The organism is Flammeovirgaceae bacterium, assembly GCA_015180985.1.
GTDB lineage: Bacteria > Bacteroidota > Bacteroidia > Cytophagales > Cyclobacteriaceae > UBA2336.
Window position 1 is genome coordinate 1,761,678 of record CP054185.1, and the last position, 15,505, is coordinate 1,777,182.

15 protein-coding genes are annotated in these 15,505 nt (G+C 44.2%); 7 read left to right on the top strand and 8 right to left on the bottom strand.

Annotated features, from left to right (window positions below):
• Positions 1–11: 11 nt before the first annotated feature.
• The 6 genes from murG (at position 12) to HRU69_08325 (ending at position 7,091) form a co-directional block, all read left to right on the top strand.
• Entirely contained in the window at positions 12–1,178 is a 1,167-nt protein-coding gene (gene murG, locus HRU69_08300; GenBank protein QOI97489.1) for an undecaprenyldiphospho-muramoylpentapeptide beta-N-acetylglucosaminyltransferase, read from the top strand.
• A 3-nt stretch (positions 1,179–1,181) separates the two neighbouring features.
• Entirely contained in the window at positions 1,182–2,585 is a 1,404-nt protein-coding gene (locus HRU69_08305) for a UDP-N-acetylmuramate--L-alanine ligase (protein ID QOI97490.1), read from the top strand.
• Complete coding sequence (locus HRU69_08310) at positions 2,575–3,339, top strand: cell division protein FtsQ (protein ID QOI97491.1); 765 nt, start codon at positions 2,575–2,577, stop codon at positions 3,337–3,339. Before HRU69_08305 ends, HRU69_08310 begins: the two co-directional genes overlap by 11 nt.
• 54 nt (positions 3,340–3,393) lie before the next feature.
• On the top strand, positions 3,394–4,698 hold the full coding sequence (ftsA, locus tag HRU69_08315) for a cell division protein FtsA (protein QOI97492.1): 1,305 nt from the start codon (positions 3,394–3,396) through the stop codon (positions 4,696–4,698).
• 30 nt (positions 4,699–4,728) lie between these two features.
• Complete coding sequence (ftsZ, locus tag HRU69_08320) at positions 4,729–6,345, top strand: cell division protein FtsZ (protein ID QOI97493.1); 1,617 nt, start codon at positions 4,729–4,731, stop codon at positions 6,343–6,345.
• A 344-nt stretch (positions 6,346–6,689) separates the two neighbouring features.
• Positions 6,690–7,091, top strand: a complete 402-nt coding sequence (locus HRU69_08325; protein ID QOI97494.1) for a hypothetical protein — start codon at positions 6,690–6,692, stop codon at positions 7,089–7,091.
• A 168-nt stretch (positions 7,092–7,259) separates the two neighbouring features.
• On the opposite strand, the gene HRU69_08330 is transcribed toward HRU69_08325, so the two are convergent.
• The 8 genes from HRU69_08330 to HRU69_08365 all read right to left on the bottom strand — a co-directional run bounded on the left by HRU69_08330 (position 7,260) and on the right by HRU69_08365 (position 13,682).
• The gene (locus tag HRU69_08330) at positions 7,260–7,874 is read right to left on the bottom strand and encodes a DUF998 domain-containing protein (GenBank protein QOI97495.1); all 615 of its coding nucleotides are present in this window, start codon (positions 7,872–7,874) and stop codon (positions 7,260–7,262) included.
• A 222-nt stretch (positions 7,875–8,096) separates the two neighbouring features.
• On the bottom strand, positions 8,097–8,399 hold the full coding sequence (locus HRU69_08335) for a type II toxin-antitoxin system RelE/ParE family toxin (protein QOI97496.1): 303 nt from the start codon (positions 8,397–8,399) through the stop codon (positions 8,097–8,099).
• Positions 8,383–8,634, bottom strand: a complete 252-nt coding sequence (locus tag HRU69_08340) for a hypothetical protein (protein QOI97497.1) — start codon at positions 8,632–8,634, stop codon at positions 8,383–8,385. Before HRU69_08340 ends, HRU69_08335 begins: the two co-directional genes overlap by 17 nt.
• A 109-nt stretch (positions 8,635–8,743) precedes the next feature.
• Positions 8,744–10,972 (bottom strand): multicopper oxidase domain-containing protein, encoded by a 2,229-nt coding sequence (locus HRU69_08345; protein ID QOI97498.1) that lies wholly within the window; start codon positions 10,970–10,972, stop codon positions 8,744–8,746.
• Positions 10,973–10,987: 15 nt separating this feature from the next.
• Complete coding sequence (locus tag HRU69_08350; GenBank protein QOI97499.1) at positions 10,988–11,701, bottom strand: heavy-metal-associated domain-containing protein; 714 nt, start codon at positions 11,699–11,701, stop codon at positions 10,988–10,990.
• Between the two features lie 93 nt (positions 11,702–11,794).
• Complete coding sequence (locus tag HRU69_08355) at positions 11,795–12,355, bottom strand: helix-turn-helix transcriptional regulator (protein QOI97500.1); 561 nt, start codon at positions 12,353–12,355, stop codon at positions 11,795–11,797.
• Positions 12,356–13,219, bottom strand: a complete 864-nt coding sequence (locus tag HRU69_08360) for a DUF3347 domain-containing protein (GenBank protein ID QOI97501.1) — start codon at positions 13,217–13,219, stop codon at positions 12,356–12,358.
• A 91-nt stretch (positions 13,220–13,310) separates the two neighbouring features.
• Positions 13,311–13,682 (bottom strand): hypothetical protein, encoded by a 372-nt coding sequence (locus HRU69_08365; GenBank protein ID QOI98869.1) that lies wholly within the window; start codon positions 13,680–13,682, stop codon positions 13,311–13,313.
• Positions 13,683–14,308: 626 nt separating this feature from the next.
• Between HRU69_08365 and HRU69_08370 the strand changes: the two genes are divergently transcribed.
• Positions 14,309–15,496, top strand: a complete 1,188-nt coding sequence (locus tag HRU69_08370) for an IS256 family transposase (protein ID QOI98870.1) — start codon at positions 14,309–14,311, stop codon at positions 15,494–15,496.
• The last annotated feature ends 9 nt before the right edge of the window (positions 15,497–15,505 follow it).

The following is a 15,505-nucleotide window of genomic DNA, read 5'->3' on the forward strand; positions in this document are numbered from 1 at the left end:
ATTCTTAATTCTTGAAGAGAGACAAACCATATCGACTCATCATCAGCGGTGGCGGCACCGGGGGGCACATCTTTCCGGCTTTGGCTATTGCCAATGCGTTTAAAGATCGTCATCCCGATGCGAAGATTTTGTTTGTGGGCGCCAAAGGAAGAATGGAAATGACACGCGTGCCCGATGCCGGCTATGAAATTGTTGGTTTATGGATCAGCGGCATCCAGCGCAGGCTCAGTCTTTCTAATTTGTTGCTGCCGCTTAAACTGATAACCAGTTATTTCAAGGCTTCGTCTATCCTTAAAAAATTTAAACCACACGCAGTAATTGGTACAGGCGGATACGCCAGCGGCCCGATTATGCTGGCGGCAACTTCAATGGGCATACCGTCATTGATTCAGGAGCAGAACTCATTTGCCGGCCTGGCCAATAAACAGGTGGCCGGCAAGGTGAGCCGTGTGTGCGTGGCCTACGAAGGCATGGAAAAATATTTCCCTAAAGAAAAGATTGTATTAACCGGTAATCCGGTTCGGAAGGATTTACTGGCAATAACGGATAAGCGCACCAAAGCATTAAGCCATTTCGGATTCGATTCATCGGTAAAGACGCTGCTGGTTCTTGGCGGAAGCCTCGGCTCAAAAACTATTAACGAATGCATTTATGCCGGTATTGAAAAACTGATGGATGCCCGCATCCAGTTGATCTGGCAAACCGGTAAGGGGTACTTCCATCAGTACTGCGAACTGCTCAAGAATACTGATAAACGAAAAATCCGCCTGTTCGATTTTCTGAAAGAGATGGATCTGGCCTATTCAGCTGCCGATGTGGTGGTTAGCCGGTCGGGCGCTTTGGCGGTTTCCGAGTTGTGTGTGGCCGGCAAACCCTGCATCCTGGTGCCATCGCCCAATGTGGCTGAAGATCACCAGACCAAAAATGCAAGGGCACTGGTAGAGAGAGGGGCGGCACGAATGATAACCGATGCGCAGGCAGGTGCAGAACTGGTTGATGAAGCGTTGAAATTATTGTTCGATGAGCAACAGGCTGCCCGGCTTTCGGCAAACATCAGTAAGCTGGCCATGCCACATGCCACCGAAAAAATTGTGGATGAAATTGAAAATCTTATCGGTATCCGGGCTAACGGTAGTTCAGTTGCCGGTATAACCAATCGGGCCATGTTAATCAGTTAAGCAGTGAAGTTGGAAAACTACCATAACGTTTATTTTCTCGGCATCGGGGGCATTGGCATGAGCGCCATAGCCCGTTGGTTCCTGAAAAAAGGTTTGCGTGTTTCGGGTTACGATCGCACACCCACTTCGCTTACGGCCGAGCTTCAACAGGAAGGTATGCACATTCATTTTGAAGATGGTGTTGAAAATATTCCTTCGGAGGTCCGGACGCAAAAAGAAAATACACTGGTTGTTTTTACTCCGGCCATCCCGAAGGATCACGCTGAGTTCAATTACCTGAAAGCACAGGGGTACACCATTATGAAGCGTTCGGAAGTGCTTGGCTTACTTACAAGAAATTACAAAACGATTGCAGTGGCCGGAACGCACGGAAAAACCACCACCTCCTCCATGATTGCCCACATTTTGAAAGCGGCCCGGGCAAACATGGTGGGTTTTCTGGGAGGCATTACCACCAACTATGAATCGAACCTGGTAATGGAAGGCGAGATAAATGCAAACACCCTGGTGGTGGTGGAGGCCGATGAGTTCGATCGCTCATTCCTGCGGTTGTTTCCGCATACGGGTGTAGTTACTTCGGCCGATGCCGACCACCTCGATATTTATGGCAACCATGAGAGTATGCTCACTTCGTTCAGGGATTTTATCCGGCAGATTAGTCAGGATGGTGAACTCATTATCCACGAATCGGTAGATGCCTTGCTTACGGCCGACATTCAGATAAAAAATAAAATCACCTATGGTATGAGCCGGGGACAATTTTTTGCCGGCAACATTGCCGTTACGCGGGGGCGTGACGGATTTTTTGAATTTGATTTATGTGGCTTTGATACAGTTCATCGTATCACGCTCGGTGTCCCCGGTTTTCATAATGTCGAAAATGCCATTGCGGCCGCCCTGGCCTGTTACCGGAACGGCATCTCGATGGCAGTAATCAAACCGGCACTGGCTTCCTTTAAAGGAGTGAAGCGCAGGTTTGAATTTGTGGTCAAATCAGATAAAGTGGTGTATGTGGATGACTACGCTCATCATCCTACAGAAATCGAGGCCTTTCTGCAATCCATGCGTTCGATGTATCCCGGCAAAAAGTTAACCGTGGTGTTTCAGCCCCACCTGTACACGCGCACCCGCGACTTTGCCGAGGGGTTTGCCAAAAGCCTGAGCCTTGCTGATGATGTGCTGTTAATGGATATCTATCCCGCACGCGAACTACCGATTCCAGGTGTGGATGCCGACCTGATTTATAATCACGTTACGGCAAAAAATAAGGAGCGCTGCAGCAAGGGTAATTTACTGGAGAAGCTAAAAAGCCGGGAGCTTGAAGTGCTCACCACCGTGGGAGCCGGAGACATCGACACGTTTGTTCAACCGATAAAAGAAATACTGAAAACGCGCTATGAAGGGTAAGTGGAAAATACGAAAGGAACTAAAAATCGGTGTGGCGCTGGCTGTGCTCTTTTTCTTCGTGGCTTTTACTGAGCGAAAGCTCGGTTCGCAATCGGTAAACGATGTAATTGTTAAAGTTGAAAATGTTGATGACAATCACTTCATCGATGAAGAGGATATTCTGAAGTTGATTCGGTTGGATCGCGAAAACCTGAAAGGGGCCGACCTGGCCCGGCTAAACCTGAAGGAAATTGAAAGCCGGATAAAATCCGATCGGTTCATTCAGGATGCCGATCTGTACAGTGACATCAAGGGCAACCTTATTGTGCGTGCCACCCTTCGCAGGCCCATTGCCCGCATCATCCGCAACGATGGGCCCGATGCGTATGTGGCCGAAGATGGAACCATTATGCCGGTAAGCAGCAAGTTTACCGCACGGGTAATGCTCATCAGTGGCGACCAAGTGCGCAAGCTGCTTGAAAGGGAAAACATTACAACTGATGAGTCGGGTCGGCACCTGATTACACTGCTGCACATGATTGGTAATGACGATTTCTGGCGGGCGCAAATAGCCCAGCTTCATATCACCGCTAAAGATAAAATCATCATGCTGCCGCAGATAGGCGCCCAGACGATTGAGTTCGGTACAGCCGATAAAGCCGAAGAAAAGCTGAAGAAACTGAAGATTTTTTATAAAGAAATTCTGCCGCAGATGGGCTGGAACCGCTATAAGCGGGTAAATGTGGAGTACGATAAACAACTGATTGCTGAATGAAATTTTTTAATACTAAACCTATAGAAAGACAAACAACCACTAATCGTTAACGCTATGGAACATGAAAAATTAATAGTAGGTCTCGATATCGGCACAACGAAGATCTGTGCCATCGTGGGCCGCAAAAATGAGTTTGGCAAGCTCGAAGTGCTCGGTATGGGCAAAGCCGAATCGGAAGGTGTTGTTAAAGGCATCGTCTTTAACATCGATAAAACCGTGTATGCCATCGAAAAGGCTATTAAAGAAGCAGGCGACCAGGCCGGCATTAATATCGGCCTTGTAAACGTGGGCATTGCCGGCCAGCACATTAAAAGTTTTATCCAGCACGGGGGTATTACCCGCACATCAAAGGAGGATGAAATTTCCATTGATGACGTGGAACGCCTCACCCAGGACATGTACCGCATGGTGGTGCCTCCCGGTAGTCAGATCATCCATGTGATGCCGCAGGATTACATGGTGGACTACGAAGAAGGCATCAAGGAACCTGTCGGCATGTCGGGCGTGCGGCTGGAGGCCGACTTCCACATCATTACCGCGCAAACCAATGCCATTAACAACATTAATAAATGTGTACGCAGAGCCGGACTTGAAATTGGCGATTTGATTCTGGAGCCGCTGGCTTCCAGCCTGGCCGTGCTGAGCAGCGATGAAAAGGAAGCAGGCGTTTGCCTCATTGATATTGGCGGTGGCACAACTGACATTGCTATCTTTTACGACAACATCATCCGGCACACGGCTGTTATTCCGTTCGGTGGCAACATCGTTACCAACGACATCAAGCAGGGCCTGATGGTGCTTCCGCAGCAGGCCGAACAACTGAAAACGCGTTTTGGCAAAGCCATAGCCGAAGAGGCCAGCCCCAATGAAATTGTTTCCATACCGGGCATCCGCAACCGGTCGGCCAAAGAGATTTCGGTAAAGAACCTGGCCAACATCATCCAGGCGCGCATGGAAGAGATCATCGAAATGGCGCATGCCGAAATCATCAGCTCCGGCTTTGAAAACCGCCTGGCAGGCGGCATCGTGATTACCGGTGGCGGAGCACAGCTCAGCAACCTGAAGCAACTGGTAGAGTACATGACCGGCATGGACACGCGCATCGGCTACCCGAACGAACACCTTGGCAAGAGCAAGATCGAAGCCGTAAAAAGCCCGATGTATGCCACGGCCGTTGGCCTGGTGCTGGCCGGCTTCCGATCGCTGGATGAGCGAGAGGATATTTATAAAGAAGCACGCGAGGTTGTTAAAACATCAAAAACAGTAAAGAAAAGTCCGTCAAAGAACTTCTTCAATGAGATACTGACGAAAACCAAAAGTTTGTTGATTGATGACCTTGACGGAAAGGATGAATACTAAACAATACAGAAACCACTAAACCCAATGAATATGTTTGAAACCGGATCGTACAAATTCGACATCCCCAGGCACACGATGGGGACGCCCCGATCGATCATCAAGGTGATCGGTGTGGGAGGCGGAGGCAGCAATGCCGTAAACCACATGTTCCGACAAGGAATTAAAGATGTGGAGTTTGTTGTGTGCAACACCGATGTGCAGGCGCTTAACGCAAGCCCGGTACCCACTAAACTTCAGATCGGGGCCGACCTGACCGAAGGCCTCGGCTGTGGGGCCAATCCGAAAATCGGCAAAGGCGCAGCCCTTGAAAGCAAGGAACTGATTAAAGAATTTTTGCAGGGAACCAAAATGCTGTTTGTTACTGCCGGTATGGGCGGTGGCACCGGCACCGGTGCCGCACCGGTTATCGCCAAAATTGCCAAGAGCATGGGCATCCTTACGGTGGGCATTGTTACCATCCCGTTTGCCTTCGAAGGCAAGAAGAAACAACAGCAGGCCGAAGCCGGCATCAAATCGCTGCGACACAGTTGCGACACCGTGCTGGTGATCGTTAACGATAAGCTGCGCGAAATTTACGGCAACCTGCCCATCGGTAAAGCGTTTGCCCAGGCCGATAACGTACTTACTACAGCTGCCAAAGGCATTGCCGAGATCATTACACTGGCAGGCTATGTGAACGTTGACTTCCAGGATGTGCGCACCGTGATGCTCAATGCCGGCCCGGCCGTTATGGGCACGGCTGAAACCCGTGGCGAAAACCGTGCACGCAATGCAGCCAGCGGAGCGCTCGCCTCACCGCTGCTTGACAACTGCGACATCATGGGCGCCAAGAAAATTCTGCTCTCCATCGTATCGGGTGCTGAAGCCGAGTTGCAGATGGACGAACTCATGGAAATTACCGGGTACATCCAGGAACAGGCCGGCCAGGAAGCTGAAGTAATCTTCGGCCACGGTGTTGACCCCGAACTGGGCGACCGCCTGCGTGTAACCGTTATTGCCACCGGCTTTGAAAGTGAAGCACCCGAGGAGGAGCCGGTTGCCAAAGAAGAAGAAAAACCCGCTGAACCGGAGGTTAAGAAGCATGACCTGGAGCGCAGCCAGATATGGCTGTTTGAGCAAGACAAAGCCGTTGAGCCTCCCCGCGATATTGAACTGAAAGTTACCAACGAGCCGGTAATGGGTGTAACCACACCACCGGAAGAAGAGCCGATGGAAGAGGAGTTTACGGAACAACGTGAAATCATTTACGATGAGCCCTACGGCAAAACCGAAACACCCGTAACCGATAACTTTGGTGATGAGGGTGATGAAGGGTTGTTCGGAACAATGGATGATGAGTTTGATGTGGCTGCTGAAAAATCGGCCGACCAGGTAATTAACGAGGAGGGCATGATGGCCCTGCGCACCACCAAAGAACGGCTGCGCCAGCAGGCCGAGCAGCGAAAGGAAAAACTGAAACAGGCCCGCAAGCAGGAAATGACCAAAGAGGAGTTTAATGAAAAGTGGGCATTGCCTGCCTACTTACGCAGGGGCGTGAAGATGGACAACGTGCCGCACTCATCCGATCAGTTTATATCAAAATATAACCTGAACGATGAAAACAGCCTGCTGGGCAACAACAGGTTTTTGCATGATAATGTAGACTGAGTTAAAAAGATTGAAATAGATCCGTGGTTTCAACGATTTCAAAGGTATGGCATCTCCGGTGTGACTGGTATTTTACTCCATTCGTAGTGGTTGTTGGTTGTAAATACTTTTTGCCGGCACCGGAATGCCTTCTTATCAATTCTGCCTGAGCAGGATTATTTTTTTGCCTTTGAAAGCCCCGGCAGTCGGCCGGGGTTTTTTATTTTTTACCCGGATAGTTCAGGCTATTATGTTCGGCTATCTGCGTCATCAGCGGAAGTAAAAAAGATGGTTTTTACAACCGCTTCGCGGGTCCTGCCAATTGGCACCAACCTTGCCTTGATGGAAGGGTAAACAGTTGGCTTATGAAAAATATAGCGTTTATTGCCGTGCTGACCGGGTTATCGGCCTGCGAATTTTATTATTACGATCCGTATTCCAATCCGGTAAGCCGGCTAACCGGCCGGTATTCGGTAAGCGAGTACAGCGAAACATACAATGCCTGGTACAACTATACGATTTGGATTGAGCCAACCGGTTATAACACCCAGGAAGTACGCGTGGATAACTTTTACGATGCAGGCATGCGGGTATATGCCACCGTTAGTTATAATAAAATTACCATCTGGCGACAAACGGTAAACGGCTACACGGTTGAAGGAACCGGAACGGTTTATGGCGATGAGATTTCGTTTACCTACAGCGTGCGCGATAACCGCACCAACTCGCGTACGGATTTTTGCGAGGCCACTGCGTGGCGGGATTAGAAATCAACGTTTTGGGTTTATTTAGTTGCGGGAGCAGTAGGGCTTAAAAATGAAGCGTAGCGGAATGTTTAGCCCGACTTGCTCCCGAACTGTCCCCCGTGACCGACCTACATTGTGAAACATAAACTTTAATTTAACACCAAGCCCCCACATTGCAGAAACATTTTGTTAGCGGCTGGCATTTGGCTCAGTCTTTTTATAAAGTCTTAATGCAGTGTAAAATATCCATAGTAAGTAAAAGAAGAATACAAGTCTTTGTCCAAGGGCAGGAGTATTTGGGAATATAAAAGGCCACGCACCAAAAATGATTGTCAACCAAGTGAATGTCAAAGTCGGTTTAATGGATTGTTTCCAGTAGTCAGTTTTTTTCATTTGTCGTGGATAGGTAAATGCCCCAATCAAGAAGAAAATGTAACTCCCAAAGCTACCGATTGTATGAAGAAGCATTGTTGTCGATTGTTTGTTGTCGAAATCTCCGGGGAATAATCCAGAGAATGACATAAATAGTCCGCTTAGTACGAAACTTATAAGTGGCAACTTGCTTCCTTGTCCGTTAGATATTGATTTAAAGAGTCCGTAAGAATAAATTGAAATCAATAAACCAGTGAGGATATAGCCTAAGATATTCCAGGTCCATTTATTTGGAGCATCTAATGAACCAAGTTCACTTACTGCTTTTGTAAGGAAGTTATATTCAGGTCTAATACTTGACATAATAAGATATGTCAACCAGAATGTTACAGGTCCCAAAAGTCCCAAAATTGCATATTGTTTCTTTGTCATTACTTATCTGTCAAGGTGTGATAAACTTTTAAAATGCTTGCCGCTAACGTTGGTGTTTGCGATGTGGCCGGAATAGGAGGGCTTGAAATGGAGCGAAGCGGAATGTTTAGCCCGACCTGCTCCGAACTGTTCCCCGTGACCGATCTACATTGTGAAACACAAACTTTAATTTAACACCAAACCCCCACATTGCATAAACATTTTGTTGGTTACCGTGGCTTCCTATATCTTTAATTTCTTGGGGTCTCGTCTTGGGTCGAACAACGTCACTATTTTAATCGTGTCGGTCGATGTCTCGTAATAAATGGCTGTTTGCTTTGTCAATACAGACCGTCTAACATTTTTTCTTCTGCTTGTCTTGGGGAATAGTCGTGGATTGATTGAAATAAGTTCAAGTCTTTTGTCCAGTTTCTTTACAAAGTTTGTGACTTCCTTCTCAGTCCATTTGTATAGGAGATAGTCGATGATATTTTGAAGGTCAAATATTGCTCTGTCGGACCACCGAATTCTATAACCACTTCTCATAGAGCTTTTTCACTTCCTTATGTGGTTTTAGTCTGCCAGCTTTAATATCAGCCAGTCCTTTGTCAATTGCATTTTTTTCTTCGTCTGAAATCTGGTCCCACCAGTCTGTTTTTGAACGGCTGTCCTTTAACATTTTTAGTCTTTCGATGGATGTCTCGTCCTTTAATGTCGTCACCCACTTGATAATTTCAAGTTTATCCTTCTCAATATTCATATCGCTTACTTTAGCTTTCATAGTCCCCTAATTTAATGATTTTTTATCTGTGAAGCCATACTCTTTGCCAAGTTTTGGTTTGCGGGTCGGCAGTTGCTACTTGGCAATGTGTATGGCTTTTGGGTTGGCTTTAATAATTAAATGTCAGTCCTACTCCAAAACCCATATCACTGTCGTAATGTGTCCTGAAACCTAAGTTTTTACTTGCGATATAATTCAGTCCAAACATATATTCTCTGTCCGTATTTACCATAAACGCAGCCCTAAATCTTTTTGAAATGGGTATATCTTCACGTCTTAATTGTACTCTTACATTTCCATCGTGATAGACTTCTGTTTGCAAAATTACAAGCATTGGCAGAGTATAAGCGACCCCTAAACTAAACTGTCTCCTGTTGTCTTTGGTATTTGTTTGTCCAAAAAGATTTCTTTCAGGTGTATCATGATTTCTGTATCGCCAATCAAATCCAATAAAAGGCATAAGCCATTGGTTTCTTCCAATGTATCGTCCTATGTGGGTTTCTGTTTCGTAACCGTGTCTGTCATTATAACCCAAACGCCATTCTGTGCCAAAAATCCAACGGGTATTTTGCATCATAGCCATTCCGTCATTACCATTTGTTGCAAAATCGTTTTGGAACATAAAATGAAGTTCGTTACTCTCTCTTTGCAATTTTTTGTAAGCCCATGTTTTGTCAGGTAACAAGGGGTTAGGTGCTTGGTTTTCTGTGCTAAAAACTCGGTTCATTCCTGCCATCATATGATAGAGAATATGACAATGAAAAAACCAGTCACCTTCTAAATTGGCTTCAAATTCTATAACATTGGTTTCCATTGGCATTATGTCCGATACATTTTTTAGTGGTGCATAATCGCCTTGCCCGTTGTTTACTCTAAAGTCGTGTCCGTGCAGGTGCATTGGATGTCGCATCATTGAGTTGTTGTAGAGTGTTATTCTTACAATTTCTCCTTTTTTGATTAGAATTTTATCACTCTCGGCAAGCACTCGGTTGTCCATACTCCACACATAGCGGTTCATATTGCCTGTTAATTCAAACCTTAATTCTCTGATAGGAGCATCTTTTGGCAAAGTGGTTTTGGTAGGTGATTTCAGCATTGCGTAGTTTAAGGTAACAATGTTACTGCTCGGCATTGTATGGTTGCTATGGGCTGAATATTTGGTTTTTTTAGGCTTATTTTCTCCTGTGATTTCAGGGTACATTACTGTATTCATATCCATTTGTTGCAAGGACATATCCATACCCATATCGTTCATTGTGCCATCCATTTTCATCATATCGTTCATCATTTTCATTCCTTCAAAGTATTTCAGTTTAGGCAATGGGCTTGCCAACTGCTTAATACCTGAGCCTATGTAAATTGATGCTGATTTGGTGCGGTCTTCAGGGGTTGCCAATAATTCATAGGAAGTATTTTCTGCCGGAATGGTAACGATGACATCATACGTTTCTGAAACTCCTATAATCAATCTATCCACTTCCACAGGTTCTACATCATTGCCGTCATTGGCTACTACGGTCATTTTTCCACCTGCATACGTGAGCCAAAAATAGGAAGATGCTCCACCGTTGGAAACTCGCAGACGCACTTTATCACCTGCTTTGAATTGTGATAATTGGCTTTCAGTTGTGCCGTTGATAAGGAATTTATCATAATAGACATCACTCACGTCCATTGCCAACATTCGTTTCCATTCGTTGGTCAATTTGGTTTTAAAATGCCCCGCTTTTATGGCTTCGCCATAACTCTGAACAGCATTTTTCTTTATGGCAAACCAATCATTGGCATTGTGCAACATTCGGTGAACATTATCAGGATTATAGTCTGTCCATTCGCTCAAAATAATAGGCACATAGGGCCAATCATCTATACCTTTTCTGAAGGTTGGGTCGCCTTCACGTTTGAGTAGCACCATAGAACCATACATTCCTATTTGTTCTTGGAGTCCGCTGTGGCTGTGATACCAATGTGTACCGTTCTGAATAATGGGAAAACGGTAAATATGCGTAGTATTGGGCTTAATCGGCATTTGGGTCAAGTATGGAACGCCATCTTCTTTGTTGGGCAAATACAATCCGTGCCAGTGCAATGATGTACTTTCTTTGAGCCTGTTATGTACGTGAATTTCTGCCGTGTCGCCTTCGGTAAAGGTGAGTGTAGGCATAGGAATTTGCCCATTTACGGCTATTGCCCTTTTTTCTTTTCCTGTAAAATTTACGATAGTGTCTTTTACGTAAAGGTCATATCGCACCACTTTTTGAGCGAAAATGGTTGTAGTTGCCAATAGTAAAACAACTATCGGCAACAGTGTTTTAAAAATATTTTTTTGATTATCCATTTAACATATTTCATTTTAAATTAGGTTTAAAAGCATCCAAGCACTCATTGCTATCATCAGAGCATCTTCAATAATGGTAACAGTACTCATTGGCAGATTGAACACTGCACCCAAACAGGCACATTGGATTTTCTTTTTGTTTAATACCGATTGTAATACGCCAACAATACTGATGCTCATTACCGTAAATGTTACGCCATTGGTTAGGAGCGGATTGAAATTGATTAAAAAAGCAATACCCAAAGCCAATTCTGTGAAAGCATAGATATAAGCCCAGGCGGGTAACCGCTTTGCTACTACATCATACATTACATAACTTTCGGCAAAGCCTTTCAGATTTAGCATTTTGAAAAACGAAAACACCAAAAAGAACCCCGCCATAAAATGTCGCATCCACTGCATTGTATCAAACTTCTCATTAGCAAACTGTATTAATACTGTTACCAACGAGATATGGAAAAATATCATCAAGATTGGCTTGTAGGTGGCTAACCAGCCTTTGGTTTGTTCTGCCAATTCACTGTGTTGCTGGGCAGAAATATGGTATTTATCAGGCAAGGCTTTTTGCAACCTATCCAATGGAATGTGTTTATCCATTGTAATTGTGGCTGAATTTTCTTCTTTTGAAACTTCAACACTCACCACATTTTCTACCATCAACAACGATGATTTTACTTTTGCTTCGCAACTTGAACAGGTCATTCCTGTTACCTGATATGTATGTACCATAATCTTAGATTTTAGAGGTTAAAAACGATGGCACAAAGTTCTGAAGCTATTAACTCATCTTTGTTGTGGTATTTTGGGTTTGAGTTGTAACATTTATAAGTCTTCAATTTGCCTTCGTTTTGTGTCTTTCAATTGCTTGTAATGTGAAGGCGAAAAGCCCGTAACTTTTTTGAACTGATTACTCAGATACGCCACACTGCTATAATTCATCTGAAAAGCAATTTCACTCAAAGTCAATTCATCATACAGTAGCAATTCTTTCACCTTTTCAATTTTTTGGTTGATAAAGTATTTTTCAATGGTCGTATCTTCTACTTCTGAAAACAAATTGCTAAGAGATGAATAATCCTGTGCTAAATTTTTTGACAAATAATCGGAAAGATTGACATTGAGTTGAGCGTTTTGTTGATGCACCAATTCAATTATCAAAGTTTTGATTTTATCAATCAATCGGCTTTTTTTGTCATCAATCAGTTCAAAACCAAAAATTTTAAGATGTTCGGCAATTTCACTCTTTTGCCTTTCTGAAATGGGTGTTGCAGTTTCCACTTCGCCCAAATTAACTGCAAGTAGTTGAAGTCCGAGTTTTTCCAACTCAGACTTCACTACCATTTTGCAGCGACTACACACCATATTTTTGATGTATAGTTTCATTTACTCAATGGTTTCAATCGTTTTACCACATGTGAGCATTTGCGAACCGAAGTATGGGTTCTTAATGGTGTTTTCCTTGCTCAACCAATTAGCACCTTTACCGTTGTTTGCCATTGGGCAATGTTGATAATAGGTAGGCGTTACTTGTTTTGAAACTTTCAAGAGTTGATACATATTGTCAGACAAGGTATTGAAATGGTCTCTTTGATGCCCCACATCTTTCGTCTCTTCAATGTGTTCAGCATCAAATTTCAAGTCCTTCATTACTTTCATCCAAACAGTATGTTCTTCATTAGAAAGTTTGTTCATCTGCACCGAATTAAGGGCGTTGAGTAATTCTTTTGCTTTGGCAGAAGCCAAATTTCCATCAGATTTTACCAAAGCATCTTTTAGAGCAAAGTAATTTGCAAAAACCGCTGTAATTTGATGGACTTCTTGGTTAGTTTCTGTTGACTTGTCAGTTGCCCCACCGTGATTGTGCTTAGAATGGTCATCCTTCGGTTCAACTTTTACCGTTTCCGATTTTTTCACACGCTCGTACCTGCAACATTCTGGAAGTTTAGCATACACATCATCAGGTGCAAGAAATTGGTCGCTATCGTACCCTGCCAACGCAATACGCTTTAAGATTTCGTCTTGACTGGTCTTGCTTGGGTCGTAGGTAAGAGTAGCCATTTTGGTATCTTTGTTCCAATCTACCTGTGCTACTTTCTTGATGTTTCCTGCTTTTTCAATGGTGCTTTCACACATACCACAGTTGCCGTAAATTTTTACGCTTACCGTTTTAGCGTTTTTGATTTGAGCGTTACACGCTGTAAACGATAGCAATAGTGTTATTGCCATCAATATTTTTATTGATTTCATCTTTTTAAAATTAAATGTTTAACAAAAAATTGAGATTGAAAGCCAGTGATTGCTTTCAGATGGACAGACCTATGGCTGTCAAGGCAAGAAATCAGCCTATTTTTGGCGGTAGCCAAATGGAAAGGAAACCTGATGAATAAAAGCTGTCTTGGTAATAAAAATTCGGCTTGTGGGGGATTAACTTAAATCCTGAAAATTTGACAAAGTAAGGAATAGTAAAATATGTGTGGTTTGCCGGACAATGACAGTTTGGGTTGCCACATTTTCCATCACAATCTCTTCCGTGATTATTGCATTGTACATTGTCTGTGTCGCAACAACTTTTCTTTCCTTTTTGAGTATCAGATTTTTTGGTACAGGTATTTTCTAGGTTTTCCGATTTTGACCCACAAGCATAGGTGTCTGGTGGCGTCAGTAAGAAACCCGTCAGACTTAATAATGCTATGTAGATAAATCTCGTCATATTGTTTAAACGCAAATTTACAAATTCTATTCGGTCAAGCGTTGACAAAAAACAGCTCTTTTGGTTTTTAGGGTTGGCTTTTGTGTCGGCAAAAACCAAATGTGCTGTTTGTGCGGTCGGCTTTTTACAATGAGGCACAACGTTTGTGTTTATTTAGTTGCGGGAGTAGGAGGTTTTAAAAATGGAGCGCAGCGAAATGTTAAAACCGACCTGCTCCGTCATTGTCCACCGACACCGAACTAAATTAAGAAACGAATTTGAATTGGCACACAAAACCCCGCAATTAAATAAACACGGTGTTGCTGGCTGTGCGGCCATTCTCCAATCTTTAATCGTTAGCCTGTATTTAGTCCACCGTTTTATTGTCCTACGTCTCCTTTTATTCTCAGCCGTGCGGTCGGACATTTTTATAATATACTTTGTCCACTTGGAGAAACTGAGCACACTCTTTTGCAAGCTTTGGTGTCGGGGGGGTAACGACTAAGCAACTGTGTAAAGGCCCGATTCGGCCTTGCTGAAAGGGGATGTGGAATGTACCACTTTCAGCCGAATCGGTTGCATTTAAAGACTTAACTTTAAACACAGTTACCATGGAAAATCAAGAACAACACCCACTACTCAAAGAGATGCTCACCCCTGAGTTTCTCAAGCAATTTAAGAATTCGAAAGACCTCAACAGCTTTATCGATGAACTTTTCAAAAAGGGCATGGAGCAAATGCTGGAAGGTGAACTCGATGGCCATTTGGGCTATGCCAAACATTCACCAGAAGGGATTAACTCCGGGAACTCACGGAACGGAAAAACCCGTAAGACCATCAAGACCACGCGAGGTGAACTACAGATAGAAGTACCTCGGGATCGGAACAGCACGTTTGAGCCCGTCCTGGTTCCCAAGCGCAGCCGGTTCGTAGAAGGCATCGAAGAAATTATCATCTCCTTATATGCCCGGGGTATGAGCGTACGCGACATTGAAATACAAATCCGGGAAATCTATGGTGTGAATGTTTCGGATGCCACTATTTCCAACGTTACCTCGCGGGTACATACGTTGGTAACGGAGTGGCAAAGCAGGCCTCTTTCATCGGTGTACTTTGTGGTGTGGATGGATGGGATCGTATTCAAAGTCCGGCAGAATGGGAAGGTGATCAACAAAACCATTTACCTGGCCGTAGGCCTTAATGCTCAGGGGTTTAAGGAAGTATTGGGCATGTGGCTGGGTGAAAGCGAAAGTGCTTCATTCTGGATAAGTGTACTTACTGATTTAAAAAGCCGTGGCGTGGAAGATATTCTCATCACCAGCACCGATAATCTGAAGGGCTTCACCGATGCAATCACCAGCGTGTTTACCCAATCGGTAACCCAGATTTGTGTAGTTCATCAGATCAGAAATGCGCTTCGCTACGTTGTCTGGAAAGACAAGAAACAATTTGTAGCCGATTTGAAGACTGTTTACGGAGCACCAAACAAAGAGCTGGCTGCTCAAGCCTTAGAGCAGCTTGAAGTAACATGGGGCAAAAAATATCCGCATGCTATCAAGTCGTGGAAAACGAATTGGGATAACCTCACGCACTTCTTCGATTATCCGATCGAAATCCGAACGCTGATCTATACCACGAACATTATCGAAAATCTCAACGGAAAAATCCGCAAGTATACCAACAACAAACTTTCGTTCCCTGACGACCAGGCGGTGGTGAAAGCGGTGTACCTGGCTTTACGGGAGATCACCAAAAAATGGACCTTGCCCGTGAGAAACTGGCCACTAATCGTAAATCAATTTTTAACTATCTTCGAAGGCAGATGCAAAATATAAAACCTTTAC